24 protein-coding genes and 1 tRNA gene are annotated in these 23950 nt (G+C 59.2%); 12 read left to right on the top strand and 13 right to left on the bottom strand.

All coding sequences use genetic code 11. From position 1 onward, the window contains the following. Positions 1-177: 177 nt before the first annotated feature. On the bottom strand, positions 178-1146 hold the full coding sequence (gene murQ / locus BDD14_RS08170) for an N-acetylmuramic acid 6-phosphate etherase (protein ID WP_130418365.1): 969 nt from the start codon (positions 1144-1146) through the stop codon (positions 178-180). Positions 1147-1368: 222 nt separating this feature from the next. Here murQ and BDD14_RS08165 point away from each other — a divergent pair, with 222 nt between their 5' ends. After that, on the top strand, positions 1369-2418 hold the full coding sequence (locus BDD14_RS08165; RefSeq protein WP_242617824.1) for a serine hydrolase: 1050 nt from the start codon (positions 1369-1371) through the stop codon (positions 2416-2418). A gap of 92 nt (positions 2419-2510) precedes the next feature. Beyond that, the gene (gene lepB / locus BDD14_RS08160; protein ID WP_130422865.1) at positions 2511-3032 is read left to right on the top strand and encodes a signal peptidase I; all 522 of its coding nucleotides are present in this window, start codon (positions 2511-2513) and stop codon (positions 3030-3032) included. Positions 3033-3086: 54 nt separating this feature from the next. Here lepB and tpiA read toward each other — a convergent pair whose 3' ends face one another. The 4 genes from tpiA to BDD14_RS08140 form a co-directional block, all read right to left on the bottom strand. Further along, the gene (gene tpiA / locus BDD14_RS08155; RefSeq protein WP_130418364.1) at positions 3087-3848 is read right to left on the bottom strand and encodes a triose-phosphate isomerase; all 762 of its coding nucleotides are present in this window, start codon (positions 3846-3848) and stop codon (positions 3087-3089) included. 112 nt (positions 3849-3960) lie between these two features. Continuing rightward, positions 3961-5187, bottom strand: a complete 1227-nt coding sequence (locus tag BDD14_RS08150) for a phosphoglycerate kinase (protein WP_130418363.1) — start codon at positions 5185-5187, stop codon at positions 3961-3963. 96 nt (positions 5188-5283) lie between these two features. Further along, on the bottom strand, positions 5284-5766 hold the full coding sequence (locus BDD14_RS08145) for a DUF1440 domain-containing protein (RefSeq protein ID WP_130418362.1): 483 nt from the start codon (positions 5764-5766) through the stop codon (positions 5284-5286). 44 nt (positions 5767-5810) lie between these two features. Further along, on the bottom strand, positions 5811-6185 hold the full coding sequence (locus tag BDD14_RS08140) for a RidA family protein (protein ID WP_130418361.1): 375 nt from the start codon (positions 6183-6185) through the stop codon (positions 5811-5813). A gap of 65 nt (positions 6186-6250) precedes the next feature. Here BDD14_RS08140 and BDD14_RS08135 point away from each other — a divergent pair, with 65 nt between their 5' ends. Then, positions 6251-6913 (top strand): DUF6629 family protein, encoded by a 663-nt coding sequence (locus BDD14_RS08135; RefSeq protein WP_130418360.1) that lies wholly within the window; start codon positions 6251-6253, stop codon positions 6911-6913. Between the two features lie 43 nt (positions 6914-6956). Here the strand turns inward: BDD14_RS08135 and BDD14_RS08130 are convergent, their stop codons facing one another. Both BDD14_RS08130 and gap read right to left on the bottom strand, forming a co-directional pair. Then, positions 6957-7436, bottom strand: coding sequence for an MEKHLA domain-containing protein (locus BDD14_RS08130; protein WP_242617823.1), 480 nt, complete (start codon positions 7434-7436; stop codon positions 6957-6959). Between the two features lie 119 nt (positions 7437-7555). Then, positions 7556-8560 (bottom strand): type I glyceraldehyde-3-phosphate dehydrogenase, encoded by a 1005-nt coding sequence (gene gap, locus BDD14_RS08125; RefSeq protein WP_130418359.1) that lies wholly within the window; start codon positions 8558-8560, stop codon positions 7556-7558. A 379-nt stretch (positions 8561-8939) separates the two neighbouring features. Here gap and BDD14_RS08120 point away from each other — a divergent pair, with 379 nt between their 5' ends. The 6 genes from BDD14_RS08120 to BDD14_RS08095 all read left to right on the top strand — a co-directional run bounded on the left by BDD14_RS08120 (position 8940) and on the right by BDD14_RS08095 (position 13194). Next, entirely contained in the window at positions 8940-9758 is an 819-nt protein-coding gene (locus BDD14_RS08120) for an ATP-binding protein (RefSeq protein WP_130418358.1), read from the top strand. A 28-nt stretch (positions 9759-9786) separates the two neighbouring features. Continuing rightward, the gene (locus BDD14_RS08115) at positions 9787-10548 is read left to right on the top strand and encodes an ATP-binding cassette domain-containing protein (RefSeq protein WP_130418357.1); all 762 of its coding nucleotides are present in this window, start codon (positions 9787-9789) and stop codon (positions 10546-10548) included. Continuing rightward, positions 10545-11177: an ABC transporter permease gene (locus tag BDD14_RS08110; RefSeq protein WP_130418356.1), complete on the top strand. Its 633-nt coding sequence runs from the start codon at positions 10545-10547 to the stop codon at positions 11175-11177. The genes BDD14_RS08115 and BDD14_RS08110 overlap by 4 nt, the downstream gene beginning before the upstream one ends. Positions 11178-11257: 80 nt before the next feature. Continuing rightward, complete coding sequence (locus BDD14_RS08105; RefSeq protein ID WP_242617822.1) at positions 11258-12103, top strand: glycine betaine ABC transporter substrate-binding protein; 846 nt, start codon at positions 11258-11260, stop codon at positions 12101-12103. 105 nt (positions 12104-12208) lie between these two features. Beyond that, positions 12209-12685 carry a DUF1203 domain-containing protein gene (locus BDD14_RS08100; RefSeq protein ID WP_165419979.1) on the top strand — a complete coding sequence of 159 codons (477 nt, stop codon included), beginning with the start codon at positions 12209-12211 and terminating at the stop codon, positions 12683-12685. Continuing rightward, complete coding sequence (locus BDD14_RS08095) at positions 12685-13194, top strand: DinB family protein (protein ID WP_130418353.1); 510 nt, start codon at positions 12685-12687, stop codon at positions 13192-13194. The genes BDD14_RS08100 and BDD14_RS08095 overlap by 1 nt, the downstream gene beginning before the upstream one ends. A gap of 4 nt (positions 13195-13198) precedes the next feature. On the opposite strand, the gene BDD14_RS08090 is transcribed toward BDD14_RS08095, so the two are convergent. Together BDD14_RS08090 and ribA are read right to left on the bottom strand one after the other, a co-directional pair. Beyond that, positions 13199-15409: a DUF748 domain-containing protein gene (locus BDD14_RS08090; protein WP_130418352.1), complete on the bottom strand. Its 2211-nt coding sequence runs from the start codon at positions 15407-15409 to the stop codon at positions 13199-13201. 269 nt (positions 15410-15678) lie between these two features. Further along, on the bottom strand, positions 15679-16317 hold the full coding sequence (gene ribA, locus BDD14_RS08085) for a GTP cyclohydrolase II (protein ID WP_130418351.1): 639 nt from the start codon (positions 16315-16317) through the stop codon (positions 15679-15681). Between the two features lie 206 nt (positions 16318-16523). Between ribA and BDD14_RS08080 the strand changes: the two genes are divergently transcribed. Further along, positions 16524-17924: a sensor histidine kinase gene (locus tag BDD14_RS08080; protein ID WP_242617821.1), complete on the top strand. Its 1401-nt coding sequence runs from the start codon at positions 16524-16526 to the stop codon at positions 17922-17924. Between the two features lie 44 nt (positions 17925-17968). Here the strand turns inward: BDD14_RS08080 and bshA are convergent, their stop codons facing one another. Continuing rightward, the gene (gene bshA, locus BDD14_RS08075) at positions 17969-19120 is read right to left on the bottom strand and encodes an N-acetyl-alpha-D-glucosaminyl L-malate synthase BshA (protein WP_130418350.1); all 1152 of its coding nucleotides are present in this window, start codon (positions 19118-19120) and stop codon (positions 17969-17971) included. A 28-nt stretch (positions 19121-19148) separates the two neighbouring features. Next, positions 19149-20054: a ChbG/HpnK family deacetylase gene (locus tag BDD14_RS08070; RefSeq protein ID WP_130418349.1), complete on the bottom strand. Its 906-nt coding sequence runs from the start codon at positions 20052-20054 to the stop codon at positions 19149-19151. Positions 20055-20218: 164 nt separating this feature from the next. Between BDD14_RS08070 and BDD14_RS08065 the strand changes: the two genes are divergently transcribed. Beyond that, positions 20219-21334, top strand: coding sequence for an NAD(P)/FAD-dependent oxidoreductase (locus BDD14_RS08065; RefSeq protein WP_130418348.1), 1116 nt, complete (start codon positions 20219-20221; stop codon positions 21332-21334). A gap of 51 nt (positions 21335-21385) precedes the next feature. On the opposite strand, the gene opgC is transcribed toward BDD14_RS08065, so the two are convergent. Next, positions 21386-22579 carry an OpgC domain-containing protein gene (opgC, locus tag BDD14_RS08060; RefSeq protein ID WP_130418347.1) on the bottom strand — a complete coding sequence of 398 codons (1194 nt, stop codon included), beginning with the start codon at positions 22577-22579 and terminating at the stop codon, positions 21386-21388. Positions 22580-22756: 177 nt separating this feature from the next. Between opgC and BDD14_RS08055 the strand changes: the two genes are divergently transcribed. After that, positions 22757-23050 carry a hypothetical protein gene (locus BDD14_RS08055; protein WP_130418346.1) on the top strand — a complete coding sequence of 98 codons (294 nt, stop codon included), beginning with the start codon at positions 22757-22759 and terminating at the stop codon, positions 23048-23050. Between the two features lie 804 nt (positions 23051-23854). Here the strand turns inward: BDD14_RS08055 and BDD14_RS08050 are convergent. Continuing rightward, positions 23855-23931: transfer RNA gene (locus tag BDD14_RS08050), tRNA-Val, on the bottom strand. Between the last annotated feature and the right edge of the window lie 19 nt (positions 23932-23950).

Raw genomic sequence — 23950 nt, 5'->3', positions numbered from 1 at the left:
TAGTAGCTGCCCACGCATGTGGTCGTCCAGTTCGATTAATTTTCCTTATGAAAGAAACAATTCGTGCGCGATAGGTCTGCAGCGTGGATGCCAACGCGCCTGGAAGAATCTTATACGCGAAAAAGCCCCCGGATTTTGGGGGCTTTTCGCACGATTCGCTGGTTCTGGAATCGCCGATCAGAGCTCGAGGCGGGAGTCATCGATGGCAAGGCGAACGTTACCGTCCGACTTGGTCAGCCGGCGGACCGCCTCCATCTTGTCCACGTTGGCCTTGAGCATCACAACGGCTATGGGGATGGACTTTCCGGCGGATTTGATGGTGCGGATGGCGGTGTCGCGATCGATGTTGCAGACCTTCATCAGCACGCGAATGCCGCGCTCTACGAGCTTGGCGTTCTTCATGTGCACGTTGACCATCAGGTTGTCGTACACATAGCCGAGCCGCGTCATAGCGCCGGTGGTGATCATATTGAGGATCATCTTCTGGGCTGAGGCGGACTTCATTCGCGTGGAACCGGAGAGTGCCTCGGCGCCGACCTCGGCAACGATGGTGGTATCGGCGACCTCGGAGAGGGCTGTGTTGATGTTGCAGGTGACGGCTGCCGTCTTGGCGCCACGGGCGCGAGCATATTCGACAGCACCGACGACATAAGGAGTGCGGCCGGAGGCTGAGATACCGATGACGATGTCTTTGCGGGTGGGACGACGCCGCGCGATGTCGCGCTGTCCCAGCTCAGGGGAATCTTCGTTGACATCGGAGGCAGAGGCGAGAGCCTTGGGACCACCGGCCATGATGTATTGCACCTGTGCAGGCGCGGTTGAGAACGTGGGGGGGCACTCGGAGGCATCGAGCGAAGCGATGCGGCCCGACGAGCCGGCTCCGACATAGATTAACCGACCGCCATCGCGCAAGGAACGCGCCACAGTATCGATCACGACGGCAATTTCGGGCAACGCTTTCTTAACAGCGGCCGCGACCTTGGCGTCTTCGTGATTGATGATGCGGGCAATCTCGAGTGCGGATTTGGTGTCAAGCCCCTCAGAGGCTGTATTAGAAGTCTCTGTGACAAGTCCGAGGAATTCATCGGGGCTGTTGGGGACGGATTTTGATGACTGGGCCGGTTCGAGCATGGTAAGGGTTGCCATAAGATGACCTGCTACGAAAGGGTGCTGCTCTTTTCTACACGATTCTAGTCCTAATGTTGGTTAGATGCGTACACAAAGGTTCACGTTTGATACATAGGTCATCGATATCCGGATGATTTTTATTAGATCTGTTTCGCGAGATGTGATAGACGCATGGGAAGTCCGCAATCTTTTGCGCTAAGAAGCTCTCGAAATCGGCTGTGTGTTTGTAAGATGCAGATTATGACCCACAGTTTTCTTCGCTCCGTGACTACCGCAGGTGTGCTTGTTTTTGCGATGGGGGGACCGCGGTTGAAGGCGCAGACTCCTGCTGCTCGGTCGGCTAACGCCGACAGAGCGATGGATCAAGTACTGCAACAGAAAATAGAGGCCATCGCAGCGACGCATAAAGGCCACGTCACCCTGTACGCAACCCAGTTGAACACGGGGAAGACGGTGGCGCTGGATGCGGACAGGCAGGTGCAGACCGCGTCGGTGATCAAACTGACCATTTTGTTTGAGGCGATGGAGCAGGTTCGCGACGGGAAGGCTCATTGGGAGGAGAAGCTGACTCTCGACAAGGCGAATGCAGTGACCGGGTCAGGGGTCCTGACATTTTTTGACACGTCGTTGACAATTACGCTCAAAGACGTGCTCACGATGATGGTGATCGTCAGCGACAATACAGCGACGAACCTGGCGATCGACCGCTTTGGTGCGAGTGCGGTTAATGCGCGGATCGCGTGGCTGGGACTGAAGGATACGCACCTCTACAAGAAGATCGGCAAGCCGGCGACGGAGCCGATGCCTGCAGATCAGCCGCAGTTCGGGCTGGGGAAGACGACGGCGCATGAGATGGAGATGGTGATGGAGCGGATTGGCCGGTGCCAGTTGGCCGGGCCCGGAGAAGAAGCTCAGCCGGGAGATACGGCGATCTGCCAGACGGCCCTGTCGATGCTGCGCAACCAGTTCTACCGCAATACGATACCGCGATACCTGGAGAAGCTGGATTCGAGCGAGAGCGGGTCGGGAATTGCCAGCAAGACGGGAAGCCTGAACGCGGTACGGAACGATGTTGCGATTGTTGTGGGCAAGAGTGGGCCGATGGTGGTATCGATCTTTACGTACGGCAACGACGACAAAAGCTGGACTGCGGATAACGAGGCTGAGATGATGATTGCAAGGCTGGCAAAGGAGATTGTTGAATCCTGGTCGCCTGCGGGACTGGACGGCAAGGGCCTGATTCCCGGCCTGGGTCTCGGTGCCGGATCGAACGATGGTACGTCTAAATGACAGGTGAAGACAGCAAGACGGTGCAGGTGGACGAGCAAACGGGCCAGGATCCGCAGACGGATTTCTCTGGGGAGACGGCGGAAAACCAACCGATGACGCGACGGAGCAGCGGGATCAGTTCGTGGCTACGGGATCTGGTGATCTCCGTGTCGGTGTCGGCGTTCATCATCATCTTTCTATATCAGCCGGTCCGTGTAGAGGGTACGAGCATGTTGCCTGTGCTCGAGGACCAGGACAGGCTGTTCGTCAACAAGCTGGCGTATCGCGTGGGCGAGGTCCATCGCGGAGATGTGGTGGTCTTCCTGTATCCGCACGATCATCAGAAGAGCTATATCAAACGGGTGATCGCTCTGCCCGGCGACGATCTGAAGATCGATCATGGCCGTGTCTTCGTGAACGGCAGAGAGCTGGTGGAGAGGTACGTTCCGCCACGGTTTGAGGACGGCCGCTCCCTGCCGGAGTCGATTGTGCCGGACCATGAGTACTTCGTGATGGGAGATCATCGGTCGATCTCGAGCGACAGCCGGGACTTCGGCCCGGTGGATCGCGACCTGATCTATGGCAAGGCCGCGTTTGTCTATTGGCCGATGGAGCAGGTTGGGGTCGTTCACTAAAGACGAATCAAGATAGAGTGAGCCGCGCAGCGTTAGCCGCGCGGCATTTTGTGTTTAATGCGCCGTGGCGTTGGCGATGATCTGAGAGAAGGAAGTGGGTTCGAGGCTGGCTCCACCGACAAGGGCTCCATCGATGTCGTCAAGACAGCAGAGGGAGCGGGCGTTGTCGGGCTTGACGGAGCCTCCGTAGAGGATGCGGGTAGCGTTGGCGACATCTGAGCCGGCGATAGAAGCGATCTTCGTACGGATGATCTTGTGGGCGTCTTCGGCTATCTCGGGTGTGGCGGTGCGGCCGGTGCCGATGGCCCAGACGGGCTCGTAGGCAATGACCAGAGGAGCGAGCGCGGCGGCATCGATGCCTTCGAGGGCGACGGAGACCTGGAGATTGAGGACGTCGGCGGTGAGGTTTTGTTCGCGCTCGTTGAGATGCTCGCCTACGCAGACGATAGGGACGAGGCCGTGTGCGAGGGCGGACTTGAGCTTGAGGTTGACGGTGGTGTCGGTCTCGTTGAAGTACTGTCGGCGCTCGGAGTGTCCGATGAGGACGTGCGTGGCTCCGATAGCTGTGAGCATGGTGGGCGAGGTCTCGCCGGTGTAGGCTCCCTCGTTGAGCCAGTGCATGGTCTGGGCGCCGACGCAGACGGACTTACCGCGTGCGGCATCGACGAGTGCGGTAAGCGACGTCATCGCGGGGCAGAGGACGATTTCGGCGGTTTCGATGTTTTTGACCAGCGGAAAGAAGCTGGTCAGGAAGGCCGTGGACTCGGTGGGCGTCTTGTACATCTTCCAGTTGGCGGCGATGAGGAGTTTGCGCATGTGAGGGATCAGTATTCCTCCAGCAGGATCTAAGGTTCAACAACGTAATTGCGAATGCTGAGATTCTTCCCCTTCGACTCGCTTTGCTTGCTCAGGGTCAGAATGACGCACATTACTTATCGGTCAGTGCGGCTACACCGGGCAGGGTTTTGCCTTCGAGGAACTCGAGGGAGGCTCCTCCGCCGGTGGAGATGTGGCTGATCTTGTCGGCTACACCGGACTTCTGAACTGCGGCCACGGAGTCGCCTCCGCCGACGATGCTGGTGGCGTCACGGTTGGCCGCGACAGCCTTGGCGATGGCGTTGGTGCCTTTGGCGAAGGCGGGCATCTCGAAGACTCCCATGGGGCCGTTCCAGACGATGGTGATGGCGTCGGCAATCTCCTTTGTGAAGAGCTCGATCGACGCGGGACCGATGTCGAGGCCCATCCAGTCGGCGGGGAAGGGGCCGTCGCCTGAGAAGGTCTGGGTCTTGGCGTCGGCGGCGAACTTGTCCGCGAGGACGTGGTCGATGGGCAGCAGGAGACTGACGCCCTTCTTTGCGGCTTTGTCGAGCGCCGCCTTTGCTACGTCGATCTTGTCGGTCTCGACGAGGGATTTGCCTGTCGTCTGGCCCTTCGCGTTGAGGAAGGTGTAGGCCATGCCTCCACCGATGATCAGCGAGGTCGCACGGTCGAGCAGGCTATCGATGACGTCGATCTTGTCGGAGACCTTTGCGCCTCCGATGATCGCCACGAAGGGCTTGATGGGATCGGAGACGGCCTTACTGAGGTAGGCGAGCTCCTTTTCCATCAGGAGGCCCGCGGCAGAGACGGGAACGAAGTGTGTGATGCCTTCGGTGGAGGCGTGGGCGCGATGTGCGCTTCCAAACGCGTCGTTGATGTAGATGTCACAGAGAGAGGCGAGCTGTTGGGCGAAGGCTGGATCGTTCTTCTCTTCCTCAGCATGGAAGCGGAGGTTTTCGAGCAACAGGGGCTGGCCAGGCTCGAGGTTGCCGACCAGCTCGGTGGCGATCTCGCCAACGCAGTCTGGGGAGAAGGCAACGTTTTCATCGTCATTGATGACGTGGTCGAGCAGCTCGCGAAGGCGATCGACGACGGGACGAAGGCTCATGGAAGGGACGACCATGCCTTTGGGGCGGCCGAGGTGAGAACAGAGAATGACGCGGGCCTTGCGACGGAGGGCGTACTCGATGGTGGGAATGGTCTCGCGGATGCGAGTGTCGTCGGTGATGCGCGCCGCGCTGTCTGAGCCGTCGACCGACAGAGGAACGTTGAAGTCGACGCGGATGAGGACGCGTTTGTTGGTGAGATCCAGATCGCGGATAGACAGCTTCGACATTTGGCTTCCTTTTCTACAGATGTTCGGTGCAGCTCGAGCTAGAGAATGTCTTTCGACATTCCATCATATCGGTTCGACGTAATCTTGTTGGTGAAGTTAGGAGGGCCTGGATGGAAGGTATCGCCGCGCGATGAGAGCTATGGGGATTCCGACGCACAGGATAAGAGCGGCGACACCGTTGATCAAGGGAACCAGTGGCGGGAGCGGACGAAGACCGACGTGAGACAGGGGAAGGACGATGTAGTTCATGACGAGGTAAACGGCGATTCCATACAGGGTTCCGTAGAGCCATGGATGCCGCGAGAGCGGAAGTCTGGTGCTGGCCAGCAGATAGATCGCCGCGACCGTGGTGGCGATGAAGAAATGTATCAGTAGACCGAGCAGGGCAGAGCGTGCGCCCAGGGAGAAGGCCGCACGGCCAATGAGGCCGAAGGCGATGCCTTGCAGAATGCGCTCGGCGGAGACGCCGCGAAGACCGTAGAAGAGAATGGCGTCCGCAATATCAAGTGTGCCAGCGAGAAGACCCGCTCCGGCGATGACCTTGGCGAGACTCGGGCGCATGACAGCGACGGTTGACATGGCGTCTCGATTGTAGCGAGGTCAGTCGCGTTGATGGAACGAATTTATTCGGGGATGAAGGCGTCGGCCTCGATCTCGATACGCCAGCGAGGGTCGAGCAGTTCTTTGACGACGACCATGGTGGCGGCGGGGCGGATGAGGGAGAAGAACTTGCCGTGGACGCGCCCTACGGTCTCCCAGTCCTCGGTGCGGGTGAGGAACATGCGGGTGCGGTAGACGTGCTCGATGGATGAGCCCGCGTTCTTGAGCGCGGCGGCGATGAGGGTGAGGCACTGGTCGGTCTGCTGGGCGACGTCGAGATCGTCTGCGCCGACCGGACCGGTCCCCGAGACGTAGACCTGATTGCCGAGGCGAACGGCGCGCGAAAAGCCAATGATGGGCTCGTAAGGGCTACTGCCGGGAATGTTCGTGCGGGTCATGGGAGGATTGTAATGGCCCGAGTATGATCGGCTGCATCAGCAACGACAAAAGGGAGAGACTGGTAGTGTGTTTTTCAGCAACGGCGAACTTTGTGGGCAGTGGTGTTCTGGGATCGATCGGCGTAGTTACGCTATCGCGTGTAAAGCATAAGCGGGAATTGCTGTTTGCGTCTCTGCCGACCTTGTTTGCGTTGCACCAGTTTATGGAGGGCTTCGTCTGGCTGGGGCTGGACGGGTCTATGTCGCCAAAGGTGGCACATGATGCCGGTGCGGCGTTTGTGCTGTATGCGCAGGGCCTCTTGCCGTTCCTGATTCCGTTGAGCGTCGTGCTGTTTGAGCCTACGGTGGCGCGGCGAAGGAAGATGCTGCCGTTCGCAGCGTTAGGCCTGGGGCTGACGTTGTTTATGTTGTGGGGGCTTACGGCGTATCCGTTGCAGGTGTACGCGGAACACAACAGCATTGTCTATGTGAATGAGGCGACCAACCAGACGTGGGCGGCGCTGTTGTATGTGATCGCGACGTGCGGGTCGCTGTTTTTTTCGGGTATTGGGGATATGGTGATCTTCGGTGGAGCAAACCTGGCGATTTTGCTGATTACTATGGCGGTGAAGCGGTATGCGTTTACTTCGGTGTGGTGCGCTTATGCAGCGGTAGCCAGCATCATCATCTGCGTCTATTTTCTGAGGAGTGGCAAGCATCGGCCTTATTCGTACTCAGAAGCGATGTGAGCGGAATGGACCACATGGACGGAGGATCTGGTGCCAGCAATCTTCAACTTGATGTGACGCTTTTCACAGCATCCGTCGGAAGCATCGCTGCCTGTCCATGATGTGTTCCGGCGTTGTCGATCAATTGCCAGACCGTTGCGTTCTCTATACGGAAGCGCCTCCCGTCTTTTGTGATGCGAATGCCGGAGTATCCCGAGACGAAACCGTCGCGTTGGACGCGTTCGAGAAAGCGCTGCCGTTCGTCGCGCTCCGGTGCCTCGGCTGAGAGACGAGACGGCAGTGCCGTCAGTTCGTCCCATGTGTATCCAAACAGTGACTGCGCGGTCTGGTTGCCGTAGAGGAAGACCGGGTCAGTCGCAGTGTTGTGGGCAAGAAGACCAAAGGGGGCGGTCTTATAGAGCCATTCGGGTGCGCGTGACTCCTCGATCTCATCGGGTATCAGAGAGAGCCGGGTAAGGCGGTGGTAGCTATCCCTAAGGAGGCGAAAGAAGGAAAGGTCGGAACGCAAATCGATTGAAGCCATACAAAAATACTGAGAGGTTGCAGCGAATTCTCTGGATCATCGTCCGGACGGCTCAAGCGCAGGCTGAGCCGCCCCCGGACGATGATTGATTGCTGTTGGAGCGAGGTGCTCTGCTCCTGTTACAGACCCTTCTTCACGAGGAAGAGGATGAGGTCCTTGACGCGGTTGGAGTAGCCCCACTCGTTGTCGTACCAGCTGATCACCTTGCCGGTGTTGCCGACGACCTTGGTCAGCTTGGAATCGACGATGGAGGAGAGTGCGTTGCCCTTGAAGTCGGAGCTGACGAGCTCTTCGTCGGTGTAGCCGAGGTAGGGCTTCAGCTCTCCGTCCGATGCGGCCTTCAGGGCAGCGTTGATGCTCTTGACGTCGATGGGCTTCTCGGAGACAAAGGTGAGGTCGACAACCGAGACGTTGGGTGTCGGGACACGGATGGCGAAGCCGTCGAGCTTGCCGTCCATCTCGGGGATGACGAGCTTGAGGGCCTTGGCGGCTCCGGTGCTCGACGGAATCATGGAAAGCGCTGCGGCACGGGCGCGGCGAAGGTCCTTGTGCGGCGTGTCGAGGATGACCTGATCGTTGGTATAGCTGTGGATCGTTGTCATGATGCCCGACTGGATGCCGAAGGCGTTGTGCAGCACCTTGACGACGGGCGCGAGGCAGTTGGTGGTGCAGCTGGCGTTGGAGATGACGTTGTGCTTCGACGCGTCGTACTTGCCCTCGTTGACGCCGAGAACGAGGGTGATGTCTTCGTTGGTGGCGGGGGCGGAGATGATGACCTTCTTCACGGTCGAGCCGAGGTGGGCCTTTGCCTTTTCGGCATCGGTGAAGAAGCCGGTGGACTCGACGACGATCTGGGCTCCGACGGAGGCCCAGTCAAGCTTGGCGGGGTCGCGCTCGGCGAAGACTTTGATCTTCTTGCCGTCTACGGTGATGGAGTCGGCGTCGGCGGAGATCTCCTGCTTGAGATTGCCAAGGATGGAATCGTACTTCAGCAGGTGCGCGAGCGTGGCCGGCGTGGTCAGGTCGTTGACGGCGACAAACTCGATGTCAGGGTTTCCGAGAGCGCTGCGGAATACATTGCGCCCGATTCGGCCGAAGCCGTTGATGCCTACCTTTACAGCCATGTTTTCGGTTGCTCCTGTCGTTGATGCTGGGTGTTTGTTTACGCGTTTTATCTATTGTAGAACGCCCAAAACGCGCATATCCAGAACGCGGGAAAGGCGCGTGCGCCATCAGCACCGGATGCTATCACTGGATCGGGGGGCGCCGCAAAAATCCACAGGAATGCGGCGGTTTCAGGGGCGCCCTTGGATCGGGCGGAATTTCGCGGTTTCTGTCGCATTGCCCAATCCCGACAGAAAGCCGGCGATGCGGGATGATGGACTGCAATGCCGAATCGGGAGCGAGTTCGGGTGTCACAACAGGTTCGTTGATTTGCGAGCGGCTTTGGCCGTGTGTTACAAGCGACGTATGCGCGATCTGCGCGAATGGATAATCGAAAAGATGAGACGACGCCCAAGACGTGGACCGAATGAGTCGGAGTCCACGGGCAAGAGCGGACAGGAACTGCCCGCAAATCAACAGGCACCTTTGAGGCCCTCGTATCCGGATCCGACTCCGGTACAAGCGAGTGATTCGGAACCGCCGCCACAGCAGGTGGTGGAGGAGCCCGAAGCTGTCGCTCCGGCTGAGTTGGCTGAACCGTTCGTGCCTGCCACTCCGGAACAGAAGGTCGTGGTGGAGGTGCAGCCGGATTCGGTTGCGGTTGCACCGCCCGAGCAACCGGCTGTGAAGTCGCCGAAGGGGTATGTGGTGTTGACGATCGGTCTTCCGGGTTCAGGCAAGACGACCTGGTACAAACGCCGTGGCGTAACCCCGCTTTCGAGCGATCTGCTGCGAACGATCCTGTTCGATGACATTACGGAGCAGCGTTACCAGGGACTGGTGTTTTCCACGCTGCGGAGCCTGCTACGCGCACGGTTGATCGCCAAGATGCCATGGAACTATGTGGATGCGACCAACCTCTCGCCGCATGAGCGCAGGCAGTGGATCCGGATGGCGAAGAGCTTCGGCTACGAGGTTCAGGCCGTGTTCTTCGACGTTCCGCTGGCCGTATGCATGGAACGCAACAGCAAACGCGACCGCTCTGTCTCCGACGAGGTGATGCAGAAGATGGCGGAGCGTCTGCGTGCACCGACCTTCAAGGAAGGCTTCGACAAGATCACGATCGTTCGCGTGAAAGGGCAGCCCGGAACTACCGGCGAGCCTGCTGCGGTTGGATCGCCGGCCGCCGTGGACTCGGACCCGGAGGCCGCGCAGTAGCCGGAATGGACGCGGTAAAGTAGACAACATGCCCACGGCCGGCGTTGAGTTCGCGAAGGTGAGCTACACGCCGGCAGGTGGGCAGTTTATTTTGCGGGACATCTCTATCTCGCTTGCCGCCGGGAGCACGACCGCGCTACTGGGACGGAGTGGATCGGGCAAGACCACGCTGTTGCGGACGGTGAACGGCCTGGTGCGGCCGACTTCCGGTGGGGTGACGGTGAATGGGCAAAGCGTCAGTGCTATTCGAAGCGCCGCGGATCTTGTTGCCTTGCGGAGAGGCATCGGCTATGTGATCCAGGAGACGGGGCTGTTTCCTCACATGAGTATCGAGCGCAACGCCGGCCTGGGGCTGGAACTTGCGGGCAGGTCGAGTGAGGATCGAAGAGCTCGGGCGAGGGAAGTGATCGAACAGGTTGGGCTGGACTTCGAAGGGCTGCACGAGCGCTTGCCCTGGCAGCTTTCAGGCGGCCAACGACAAAGGGTGGGGTTTGCCCGCGCTCTGGCGCTTGATCCGGCTGTACTTCTGATGGACGAGCCGTTCGGCGCGCTCGATCCCCTGACGCGGGGAGAGATGCAGACGATGCTCAAGGGACTGTTGGAGCGAATGGGGAAGACGGTTCTCCTGGTCACTCACGATCTGGATGAGGCGCTCTTCCTGGCTGACCGCGTCGTGATTCTGTCCAAAGGAGGGGTCGTAGCGGACCTACTTTCTGGCGACGTTGCCAGATCTCAAAACCCTCATGTAAAAGATTATGTTTCCGCCGTACACCGTATGGTGGGAAGATGATGGATCTCCTGCGGCAGCACGGCTGGGAGATCGCGCGACTGACGTTTGAGCACCTGTGGCTGACCATGAGCGCGATGCTCTTTGCGGTTCTCATCGGGCTTCCGCTTGGAGTTCTGCTGACCCGAAGACGCCGCTGGGCCCACCCTGTGATCGGGTTTGCGAATGTGATCCAGACGGTTCCGAGCCTGGCGCTCTTCGGCCTGTTGCTGCCCGTACCTTGGCTGGGAGAGAACGCCGCCCGGCTGGCGATCGTTGCCCTGACCGGATACGCGCTGCTGCCGATCCTTCGGAATACGTATGCCGGCATCGAGAGTGTAAGCCCGGAGTTGACCGGCGTTGCCGACGCGATGGGGATGACAGGGTGGCAGCGCCTAAGGAAAGTCGAGCTGCCGATTGCGGCGAGCGTCATTCTGGCCGGCGTGCGGACGGCGACGGTGATCTGCGTCGGGGTGGCGACGATTGCGGCTGCAATCGGGGCGGGAGGTCTGGGTGAGCTGATCTTCCGCGGCGTGGCGAGCGTGGACAACGGCCTGGTGCTGGCCGGTGCTATTCCTGCCGCCCTGCTGGCCCTGATCGCGGACGCGGGTCTGGGATGGGTGGAAAAGAAGCTTGCGGTGCGGCAGTCATGACGGAACGGCTTGCGAGAGCGCATACCGCAGTCGCTTCGCGGTTTTTGAACGGAAGCTTGATCTGTCTTTTGTTGTTTTGCATGGCCTGCGCCCCGCCCCGGTCGTCCCGGGTGACGATTGGGGCCAAAAATTTTACCGAGCAGGTGGTGCTGGGCGAGCTGCTGGCGCAGGAGATCGAAGCGGTAACCGGTAAAGGGGTGGAAAGAAGGTTTTACCTTGCGGGAAGTTATATCTGTCAGCAGGCACTGGTGAGCGGCCGCATCGATGGTTATGTCGAGTACACCGGAACGGCGCTCACCGCGATCCTGAAGCAGCCGCTGCCGCCGGTAGGGCAACGCGACGAGGCGCGAGTCTTCGAGACGGTACGGCGTCTGTACGCGCAGCGTTATCATGTCCGTGTTGAACCGGGGCTGGGATTCGAGAATACGTTCGCCATGGTGGTTCGTGGCGACGAGGCACAACGGTTCGGGCTGAAGACGATATCGGATGCGGTTCCGCACGCCAACACGATGAGGCTGGGCGTGGGGTATGAGTTCGAAGAGCGGCCGGACGGATTGCGCGGGCTTGAGGCGGCCTATGGGCTGAAGTTCGGCGACGAGCCGCGAACGATGGATCTGGGCCTGCTGTATCGGGCGCTCTCGTCGGCTCAGGTGGATATGGTTGCGGGGAACTCGACCGATGGACCAATCCGAGCGTTGCGACTGGTTGCTCTGGAGGATGACAAGCACTACTTCCCACCGTACGAGGCGGTTCCTTTGATCCGGGAGGATTCGCTGCAACGGCATCCAGGGATTCAGACCGCGATGGATCGGCTCGCAGGAAAGCTGACTGAAAATGAGGTTCGCGGAATGAACGATGCCGTGGATGGACAGCACAGGGATGTGGCTGACGTGGTGCGCGAGTTTCGGAGAAGCAAAGGGCTTTGAGGGAAGCCGACGGGCGCTCCGAATTTGAGTGAACGGATCGGAGTGTGGTCTCGGTCCGGGAGGTTCAGACTTGCCTCAATGGTCAACAGACCACGAGGTGGTGAGATGGCTGAGATTCGAGTGATTGCGTTGCCGACAGAGACGGCGAAAAAGGTGCTGGAGACGAAGAGCTCGCCGGGCTATGGACATCCGGCCCATACCGAGATTGCGCGAGGACATGGTCCCTGCAGACACTGCCTGAGACCGTTTCGAGTTGGCGAGGAGAAGAGGACCCTGTTTACGTGCAATCCGTTTTATAGGCTGGCTCCGGTGCCCGCGCCGGGCCCGGTGTTTATTCATGCGGAGCTGTGCCAGCGGTTCGATGAGGAGTCTGGTTATCCGGCGGAGCTGGTGCCTTATCCGGTGGTGCTGGATGGATACGATGGGGAACAGAGGCTGGTGACGGAACGGAGAGCGGCTGCTGGTGATCAGGAGGGGGTGATCGCCAGGATCTTTGAGGATGCTTCGATACGGTATGTGCTGGTACGGGATGGCGAGGCGGGATGCTTCGACTTCCGCGTAGAGAGGATGGAGGTGTCTTGATGGCAGGCGAGAGAGTTGAGCCCTGGCTTCGGGGGACGCGGAGTGAGGTGGATGCCGTGCGACGCGGGGTGCTGCACGCGCTGGAACTGGCAGCTGAGGACGTTGCGCGGTGGTGTGATGAATTGAATGGTGAGGAGATGGAAGCCCGTCCCCTGGGGCTTCCTTCGGTGGGATTGCAGTTGCGGCATGTCGCGCGTTCGCTCGATCGGCTGTTGACCTATGCCGATGGCCAGCAGCTCACGCCGCGCCAGTTGAAGCTGTTGAAGACGGAAGAAGAGTTCGTGGATCGCGAAGCGACCCTGATGGAGTTTGCCGAGGCGATTGAAGTTTCGATCAGGCGCGTGCTCGCTTTCTCGGACAGGAGCTACGACCAGCCGCGGGGGGTGGGAAGAAAGAAGCTACCGACTACCGTCGGCGGGCTGCTGGTGCACTGCGCGGACCACACGCAGCGCCACGTCGGGCAGGCCATCACAACTGCAAAAGTTGTGATGGAGCTTCGCGCGAAGTAGCCGATCACTTCTTGCGGTTGAGAAGACCGCCCAGTGCGTCGTTCAGCGAATCGGCTGGGTTTTGATTCTTCTGGCCGGGGGCGTTTTTTGTGCCGCCGGTGAAGGCTGAAGCGCCACTGCTGACGGCTCCGCTGAGGTTAGGCGCGAAGGTGGGGTTTGAGGTCGTGCCTCCGATTGCGACGGGAATGCCATTGCGCAGGGCGCTGGTGGCGACTCCCCCGACTGCGCCGGCGGTTCCACTGTTGGGAATCATGCCCATAAGCTGACCGGCGATGCCCCCGATTCCGGGAGCGCTTCCTGCGTTGCCGGTTCCCACGAGGCCCGTGAGCTTGAGGATGACGTTATAGTTGAGCGCGCCTGAGGGGGCGACGGTTCCGGCTCCGGTTGCGGTTCCGAGCGCGGGGACGTCGAGAGCAAGATTGTCGGTGCGGACGTTTCCTCCGTCGACGCGGATGTTGGTGCTGAGGGAACGGATCGCGGTGACCGATCCGGTTTTGGCTCCGGTAAGCGCGCTCACGGTCGAGAGCTTGGAACCGAGATCGAAGCCTGCAAGATTGGTGTTATCGAGACGAATCGGCCCGCTGATGATGGGATTGGCTGTGGAGCCGGTGACGTCGAGATTCGCGGTGAGGGTCCCACCCTGCAGGCGGGAACCGGTGGGGAGATTCACGCCGATGGAGGGAAGGAAGGCCTGGATCTCGTCGATGGAGAGCGACGGTGCGGAGACCTTCAGGTTGATGGCGGTGGTGGTTGGCCCGCTCGTCTGGTAGGTTCCGTTGATGTTGACGACGGCATTTCCAATCGTGACGGTTGCGCTCGGGATCTGCCCGGTCTGTTGCTGCACATTGTGCGCGAGGGTTACCTTCAGATCGACGGGCTTGTCCGAAGGAGTTCCGTTGCGGGCGAGACGAAGGTTCTGAGCGTTGGAAGAGACATTGGCGTTGATCGTTTTGCCGTCGGAGACAGCTTTGAGGTCCACGTTGGCGAGGCCGCTGATCCCGGTCTCGGGAGCGATAAGGCCGCTCGATGCGAGATCGATGTGATTGAGGACGGCGTGCGTGTTGAGCGGCGTGGCCGATGCGTCCTTGTAGTTGATTGGGCCGGCGGTTCCGTCCGCGTTGAGTGAGCCTCCGCCGGGGACCTGCGCACTGAGTTTGAAGGGCGAGGACGCGATGGGCGACAGGTTGGAGACCTCGGCGTTGAGCTGCTGGTAGACGGCTGGCTTCGACTGGCCGGCAGTGGACAGGGCGAGCGTGCCGTTCTTCACTTGCAGATGGTCGGCAACGAGGGTGCTCAGCATGTCGTTGCTATCGGGTGCGTTTGGGGCGCTGGCGGCTGGAGGGGTGCCCTTGCGGACGACGGTGAGATGAGGGGTGTCGACGGTGAGATTCGCGACGTGAAGCTGTTTGCCATTCCAGGTGGCTTCGACGTCAACCGCGTTGATGAGACCGGTGATTCCCTCGAAAGGTTCGAGGAAGCCCGAGGCTACGGGATCAAGGTGCTTGATTGCGAGCTTGGCTCCGAAGGGAGTAAGGGAGGCGTCAGTCGAATTGATGGGACCGGCGTTACCGTTCAGGTTGACGGTCCCGTCCCCTGGCAAGTGCGCCGAGACTGTGAAGGGGAACGTCCTGCTGAAGGCGAAGTTCTTCGCTTCGAGATTCACCTGGTCATAGGTCCGCTTGGGAGTTGCGGGAGTTCCCGGGGCCGATTCGGTGGAGACGCTGACCTGTCCGTGAGTGACCGTGACGTGGCCGACGGTGACGCCGCCCGTCATGGAACTGGATCCGTTGCCGTTGCCGGAGGATTTCGATGACGCGGCTCCGATGGTGGAGTAGTTCCAGGTGCCATTCGTATGGCGAATGAGATTGATCTTCGGCGTGTCGATGGAGAAGCCGGTGATATGAACCTGGCGGTTGAGGATGAGCGGAATCATCTCAACGTTGATCTTGACCGAGGCAGCCTGCAGAAAGGGCTGGTTGCTGAATGCGGGATTGTCGGCCAAGGTGGCATTCTGAGCAACGAGGCTTCCAGACCAGACGGAGAGGTCGAGCTTGCCCAGGGTTACCTTCCTGCCGAGCGAGGTGGAGAGCTCATTTTCGATGCGGGCGCGGAAGTTGTCGGCATTCAGAAACAGAGGGACAGCGAGGATGGCGATGACGACCAAAGCAACAAGACTACCGAGGATGATGAGGGGAGTTCGGTACCGTGCGGCCATTTGCAATCCCTTTCGTTGCCGACAGAGCTACTTGCAGATGCGATGCAGTTTATCTGAGATTCGGTGGCTGACCGTGGCCGCGTCTCTTGAATTTATGTACAAGTTGTTTTATTTGAGCAATTTCATTAAAACTGTCCAAGTTGTTCTTGAATGGGGCCGTCCGCACGAGTCTACTACTTGGGGAAGATTCCTCGATGAAAATGGCTCCCTCCAAAATCCTCGGCGCGGATGCTTTGAAGCTGGGTGGAATCGGGGAACGATCGTTGTCGCTAGCTAACGAGGTGGCCCATCTTTTCGCGCTTGGTCTGGAGGTAGCGCGCATTGGTCGGTTCGGGGGGAACCTCGGCTGAGATGCGCTCGACGACTTTGATTCCGGCTACTTCGAGGGCCTCGACCTTGGCTGGATTGTTGGTGATGAGGCGTACCGCAGGAACACCAAGCAGCTTGAGCACCTCGGCGGGAAGCTCGAACTCGCGGCAGTCAGCCTTATAGCCGAGCTCAAGGTTGGCCTCGATCGTATCAAGACCCTGATCCTGAAGCTCGTAGGCACGAAGCTTGGCCATCAGGCCAATGCCGCGGCCTTCCTGCTGCTCATAAAGCAGAATTCCTGAGCCGGTCTCGGCGATCATCGCCATGGCGAGCTCGAGCTGCTGGCGGCAGTCGCAGCGCAGGGAATGGAAGACGTCGCCGGTGAGGCACTGGGAGTGGATCCGGACGATGGGGGGAGCGTTGTGGATGTCTCCCATCACAAGAGCCACGGCGCCTTCAATGCGACGGGCGGGAGCGGGAAGAGCACCGTTACAGGATTCGGGCTTGTCGATGATGCCTTCGAAACCGAGGATACGGAACTGTCCCCATCGGGTGGGGAAATCGGCGTCGGCGACCTTGTTTACGGCGGTGAAAGGCATCTCTTTTTGATTATACGTTTTGGCGCTCACGAAGATTGGATTCCGGTGGAGGTGCCGACGATGCAGGATGCGGGGCAGGTTCACCGGAGGTGCCTGGACTTCGCCCTCGCGCAGGGTGACTGGATTGAGGTGGGGTTATGCCCCTGGGGTGCGCTGTCGTGGCCGCGGGAGGTATTGCAGTTTGAGGGAGAGCGTAGATTAAGGGGGTGGTGCATATCTCACAATCGCTAATTCTGATTACGCTGCTGGTGGAGCTGGGCGTGGCGGCGGCGATGTCGAGCTCGCTGGCGCGATCGAAGAAGTTCAAGGACACCCTGCTCGCACCGCGCAAGACGACGCGCCAGAAGGTCGAGCTGGTGGCGATGATCTGCGCACCGATGGTTCTGGGCGTGATGGTGCGGGTAAAGGTACCGAATTTTCTTGCGGCGGACCTCTCCCTTGAGACGACTATTCTGCTTGGAATCCTGGTGGGACCGCTGGCGGCGATGGCGGGAGGCGCAGCGCTTGCGATCCCGGCGCTTCTGCATCACGAATACTGGGCGTTGCCGGTGAACCTGATTGTGGCGGCGGTTGCGGGGAGCTTTTCGCGGTTTGCCGATCCTGAAGATGTGTGGTCGTTCTCTCCCATGATCGACCTGAGTCTCTATCGGTGGATCAGACGAAACCTGGAGCGGCCCCATCTGGACAGGCAGGTTCTGCTGCTCGTGCTGATTGCGGGCATGCAGTTCTGCGCAAGCCTGATCTCCTGGTTCAATCCGAGGCGATATTTCAGCCTGCACTCTACAGAGTGGTGGGTGGAGCTACTGATCTGTGCGAATGCCCCGGTGGTAGTGGGAATTCCTTTGAAGATATGGAATGCGGTTCGGGTGGAGAGAAAGCTGGAGGAGCAGGAGCGCCTTCTGCTGGAGGCACGGCTGGATGCGTTGCAAAGGCAGATCAATCCGCACTTCCTGTTCAACACGCTGAACTCCATCACCTCACTGGTGCGATCGCAGCCCGAGCTGGCACGGGAGATGATCGTGAAGCTGGCAAATATTCTGCGGGTGTTGCTGAAGGACCGGGACGCCTTCGTGCCTTTCCGCGAAGAGCTCGCATTTACCGATGACTACCTGGATATCGAGGTTGTCCGGTTCGGTGCGAAGCTGCGGGTGGTGAAGGAGATTGCCCCGGAGACGCTGGACATCGTAGTGCCGGGAATGCTTCTGCAGCCGTTGATCGAGAACAGCATCAAGCACGGCCTGGATCCGAGGATCAGCGGGGGAACAGTCACGCTGCGAAGCAGGATCGATGAGACCGGAATGCTGGTGGTTGAGGTCGAGGACGACGGGGTTGGAATGTCGATCGAGCGCAACCAGGTGTCCGGAGCTGAGTCGATGGTGCGGCAGGGCGCAGGGATCGGTATGAAAAACGTCCGGGAGCGGCTGGAGGTTCAGTATGGCAGTCCGGCGAGCGTAGAGGTGAACAGCAGGCCGGGGCGTGGGACGAAGGTCACGCTGCGAATGCCGGTGCTGGAAGCGCAGACCTGGTCCCAGAGCGGAAGGCATGTGCTGGAAGCTGCGGTGAGCGCCGTGGATGATGTGATGCGGCGGGCGAAGGTGCGAGGGTAAGGCTTTCTCCCGCAAGGCTTCGAACTGCGAGTTGGGATGACATCTCAGGTGCGGTCGAGGACACGTTGGTAGAAGTCCTCGTACAGCGGGATGATGCGCGTGGTGCAGAAGCGATCCTGCGCGGTGCGGCGGGCTGCCTGCGACATGGCCTCGAGGCGGCCAGAATCGGTGAGCAGAGCGACGGCGGCGCTGGCCATGGCATCGACGTCGCCGATCTCGAAGAGAAGGCCATTCACGTTGTCGTCGATCAGTTCGGGAACGCCGCCGACACGCGTAGCGATGGCGGGAACCCCACAGGCCATGGCTTCGAGCGCGGCGAGCCCGAAGGACTCCATCTGGCTGGGCATGAGCATGAGGTCGGCGAGAGGAAGCAGCTCGTGGACGGCATCCTGCTTGCCGAGAAAATGGATGCGGTCCTGGACCTTATAGCGAAGGGCGAGATGCTCGGCGAGGCTGCGGTCGGGTCCGTCGCCTATGAGCATGAGGCGCGCGGGAACGGAACGGACGATGCGGGCGAAGGTCTCGATGACATCGGGGACGCGTTTGACGGCGCGAAAGTTGGAGAGGTGTACGAGAAGATGCTCGCCGGGAGAGGCGAAGCGGGGACGCATCGCGGCGACGAGTTCGGGCTTCCGAACGTAGAGATCGCAGTTGACGAAGTTGCGGATGACCTCGATCTCGGATGTGACGCCGAAGGCCTCGCGGGTGCGGTCGGCCAGATGGGAAGAGATCGCCGTGACGCCATGAGAGCGCTCGATGGCGAAGCGGGTAATGGGCAGATAGGACGGGTCCAGGCCGATGAGGGTAATGTCGGTGCCGTGAAGCGTGGTGATGAAAGGAAGGCTTCGGCGTCGAGCAACGAGGGAGTGAGACTCGATCATCTGGCTGGCGAGGAGGGCGCTGACGGAGTGAGGAATGGCGTAGTGAACGTGGAGCAGGTCGAGCGAGTAGAAGTCCGCGACCTCGGCCATGCGAGTGGCAAGAGCCAGATCATAGGGTGGGTATTCGAAGAGGGGATAGGTGGAGACGGAGACTTCGTGAAAGTGAATGTTCGCCTCGCGTCCGGTGAGACGGAAGGGCTGCGACGAGGTGATGAAGTGGATCTGATGGCCGCGGGCGGCGAGCTCGATGCCGAGTTCGGTGGCGACGACGCCCGAGCCGCCGTAGGTGGGGTAGCAGGTGATGCCGATCTTCATTGAAGCTCCTACGGCTAAGGTGTGGAATCTAACGAACGTTGACGGCGTTCGGCCGTGAACTGTCTGCCGAACCAAGGCTACCGTAATGGATGAGCTCGATGCCGTTTGGTTGCGCGAGGGCCGGAGGGATGGTGGTGAGGAGGGCCTGCATCTCGATCTCCCGGTGCGAGCGGAGTCTCGTGGTAACGCGGTCGAGGTCGCGATCGTTATAGCCGGGGTGGCAGACAAGCTCAAAGGTCCCGGTTGCAGGCATTGCGCTCAGAATCTCTCCAAGAGTGGATGTGTTGAGATTTCCGGTGGCGGACACGCCGAGCGTTCCTTCGGTCGTGAGAACCTTCTGGTCGCCTACCTGAGGCTGACGTTCGAATGCAGGCCTCAGACGGTTGAGGATCTGGATCTGAAGCCGTCGCTTGATCCCTGCATGGGCAAGGCGTTGTGTGAAAGTGGGTTCGAAGGGATTGCGAATGGCGTGAATGTTTGAGCGTGCGAGAACCCGGAGAAGGGGGCGGGCAACGGCGGGAAAGAGGTGGGTGTGTTTATGCGTGTCGACGTGGGTAATGGTGATTCCCGCTTGTTGCAGCTTGTCGATTTGGGCCTGAGCCTCGCGTTCGATATCAGCCTCGCGGATCTGGCCGCGCAAAAGAGCGCGGACGAAGTCGAGCAGCGACGGACGGAAGGTCTTGCCATCGGGACCGAGAAGCGATGGAATGCTTTGGAGGGGAGCGGCCGGGACGCCGTCGGTGAGGACGATATGGCAGCCGACACCGAGAGACGGAATGCCGCGCGTCACGGAAATGGCGTCTTCGAAGGCGGGCCCTGTAGCCATGAGGGTGGCCGAGGTAAGGACACCGGCGTAGTGGAGCTCTGCAATGGAGCGGTTTATGCCTGGAGTAAGGCCAAAATCGTCTGCGTTGATGATGAGGCGGGAAGGCATGAGATCAACGACAGGATAGACACTCGCGAATAGGCGAACGTCGCACTGCTTGCATTACTTTAGCAGGAGATGCGTCGGGGCAGGGGTGTGAATGCTCGACGATATCGCGACAGCAAAATTACATTCGAGGTGAATCGCACGGTGATCTCTAAAGTCCAATCCTCATGTTGAAGACGGACGTATTTGTCTGCGGGGGTGGGCCTGCTGGCCTGGCGGCTGCGATTGCGGCTCGACGCCAGGGCCTGGATGTGATGGTTGCCGATTGCTTTAAGCCGAGGATCGACAAGGCATGTGGCGAAGGTTTGATGCCAGATGGCCTGGCGGCCCTGGCTGCACTGGGAGTGACCCCGACGGAGGAGGAGACGGGGACTTTCCATGGAATTCGATTTGTGGAAGACGGCCGTTCGGTGGAGGCGCGTTTTCCCGAGGGAGTGGGTAGGGGAATCCGGAGAACCGTTCTTCATGATCTGCTGCATCAGAACGCGATGGAGCTGGGGGTGAAGTTTCGGTGGTCGACGCAGGTTCTGAACGTACGCGATGGTGTGGTGCGTGCGGGAAGCGAGGAGATCCGGACGAATTGGTTGGTGGGGGCGGATGGGATTCGCTCACGCGTTCGCGAATGGTCAGGGCTTGGTGGAGGGAGGCGTCTGAGTCGACGGATTGGTCTGAGGCAGCACTTCAAGATCCGGCCCTGGGGTGAATTCATGGAGATTTATTGGTGCAATGGCGGCCAGGCTTACATGACACCCACTGGAAAGGATGAGGTCTGTGTGGTGGTCGTTGCCTCGCATCGTGTGAGATCGGTTCGCGAGGCTCTCGCTTCCTTTCCCGAACTCGCTTCGCGGCTGAAGGGGGCGGAGCCGGTAAGCACGGAACGAGGAGCGTTGACCGAGGGACATCTCTACGACCGAGTGACGGCGGGACATACGGCACTGATCGGGGACGCCTCCGGCTCGGTGGATGCGATCTCCGGCCAGGGGCTGGCACTTTCGTTTCTACAGGCAGAGGCGCTTGGGATTGCGTTGAAGAGCGGCGACCTACGGTTTTACGAAGCGGCCCACCGGCGTATTCGGAGAGTTCCGCTGTTTATGTCGCGGACGATGCTTCTGATGGACCGCTTTGGCCCGTTGCGGCGCTGGACCCAGGGAGCCTTTGAGAAGAACCCACGCATCTTCGAACAGATGCTCTCGGTGCATGTGGGGGCGACTCCGCTGACGACGTTGGGAATCGGCGGCATTCTAAGCGTCGGAATCCAGACTCTGATGCAGCAGGAAGGATAAGTTGCAGGCGGAGTTCGTCGAGGAGTTGCGCCGCGGCACGAAGAAGATCGACTAGCCGGGAGTGGGAGCATCCTTTGGGTAAGGATCGACTTTGGGAGAACGATCCCTATGCTGGCGGTGGTTGACCTGACGGTTCGCCACCAGGAACATTCCAGAGAAGGTCATGAGGATGAGCAGCGTGGCCTGGATGCCATGGACCTGGCCGGCGTCTCCATGGAGAAGTGCGAGTCCGACAAAGACGAAAAACAGATGGGCGCAGAAGACCGCGAGCGAGGCCTTCCCCAAGGTAAGGAACGGTTCGATGCTGACGATGCGCTTGACCAACCTTCGCGAACCATAGAGGAAGAGACCAAAGGCAAAGAGGTTGAGCATGCGAAGGGGACCGAGCTGCCACTTATCGAGCTGAAGTCCGAAAAACTGTGGGGAGAGTTGCGACCCGAACCAGGAGTGTCGAACGCCCATAAAGAAGAGACAGACGATTGCGCTCGAAAGATAGACGAAGCGGGGCAGCCGGGGAGCTGGCAGATCTCGGTCGGCAATCGAAGCCCCCACCCACAATCCGAGCACCCAGATAAGCTGCCAGGCGAACAGGTTGAACGCGCCCGTCTCCTGCAGCGGGATGTGGAGCCTGGTAGTCGCTACGACAACGTTGTGAACCCATCCTCGAAGACCGAACTGAGCCAGCAGCCAGATGCTGCCACTTGCCGCGAGAATCCATCCCCAGCCCTTTCGGGCGGCGAAGAGGAGCAAGGGCGGCGTGGCAAACATGAAGACGATGTACATCGGCAGGATATCGAGGAGTGGAGGGCAGTAGATGAGCAGGAGAGAAGAGATGATGGCCGAGAGCGGGTGCGAAAGGTAGTAGTTAAGAAGATTGAAGAGAGCGGTGCGGTGCGCGTGAGAGGCCACTGATGCCGCGACCGTGAAGGCGAACATCAGCATGAAGAGGTGGTACCCGTAGATGTGAAGGCTGCGCTTCCAGATCTTGTCCCGCATCTGCTCGGGCTCTTCCGCGGCGCGGCGAATGGAAAGCATCGCCAGCAGAAGGCCCGAGAGAAAGACAAAGCCCTCGGCGGAAGAGACGAAGCCGAAGGGTTGATTGACGTATTCGCTTAGCCGGGTAGGCAGATGGGTGAGGGTCATCCAGACCAGGAAGAAGCCGCGAAGGGCATCCAGTTCGGGCCTGCGCCTCGAGTGGCCGGAGTGAGAGACGGCGGTCGATGTTTGCTCTCTATCCGTTGCCACCGCAGTTACTCCTGTTTATAAAGACGCTCTCCTGGATACGATGTTGCGTTCTGTGGATTAGTTTCTGGTCGGAGAGCCGATGCGGAGTGTATTGCGAAGGGAATCGGTCGATCCGCGTTATCCGGTCAAGACAGCATCTTTTGATGCATCATCCTAGCTAAGGGGAGCGGAAAAAGAATGATTCTGAGGACGGTGAGCAGAGACTGGGTGGTCTGTCCTGGCTGCGGAGCAAAGCACGGCGAATGTGCTGACTGGGTGAAGAGCATGCCGCACAGGGAGATTTGTTCCTGCGGCGCGGAGATGCTGTGTTGGTTTGAGAGCGAGGTTACGTATCACGCAGAGATTGCAGGGCAACCAGCGCGAAAGAAGAAGAAAAAAGAGGGGAAGAACAAGAAGAAAAAAGCTGAGAAGAAAGACTTGAAGAAAAAGAAGAAGAATACAGAAGGAAAAAAGCGGAAAGAGCCTCGATGAGGCAGGCTTCGACCATTTCTGTACGGTTTAGCAGATTTACTTGGTGGGCAGAGAGGGACTCCGGAATATGGGGGCTAATTTCCCACTTTGTCCAAATCGGTCAACGTGCATTGTCTTCTAACGTACCGTAGGCCCAGATCAGTTGTTCGACACGCGAATGGGGCATAGGCATAGGTGATACTGGCACAATTTTAGTTTGGAGCAAAGACTCCAAATCTACCGATGTTCCGACTCGCTTCTGGAGGCCCCCAGAAATTTGATCATTAGGACAAAGGCGACAAGACCTTCGACAAACGTCAATGGAAAGACTAGCTGGATTGACTTGAACGGAAAAATCGAGCGAACTGCATATAGAACAATCACGTGGAAAAAGAGCAATAACCCTATGGCCGTCCAAAATCGTGGATGGCCTTTACGCGACCAGATTCCTGATATCACTGCACCAAGTACAAACACCGAATATAGTGCCATTTGTATGAATGAAGTGTGGCTTGGCCAGAACGCAATTCCGACAACGCCGAGTGTACCTACCGCAATTCCTGAAAGCGCTGATGACAATTTTGTGCTCATGTATAGAAATCCAATTCTCATCTACTTTTATGGATTTCACTTGGCAATTTTATGTGGGACCCGGCACACGACCATCATCCCCTTCGTTGTAAGACACCTTCGTCGTTGTAAGAAAAATTAGCCGAAGAAACCTAATTGCACGAAAATTCTGAACAAATTGAACACAATCGTTCTGCCCATAAGGTGGTTATTATGAGTTATTTGCGTTTGTTTTCAATCGTTTACGAAGTGGTTTGGTGGGCAGAGAGGGACTCGAACCCCCGGCCTAGTGCTTGTAAGGCACCCGCTCTAACCAACTGAGCTATCCGCCCACTTCGGAAAAGTGCAACG

It is taken from the genome of Edaphobacter modestus, assembly GCF_004217555.1.
Taxonomy (GTDB): domain Bacteria; phylum Acidobacteriota; class Terriglobia; order Terriglobales; family Acidobacteriaceae; genus Edaphobacter; species Edaphobacter modestus.
Note: the sequence above shows the minus strand (reverse complement) of the source record. Positions and strands in the feature narration are given on the sequence as shown.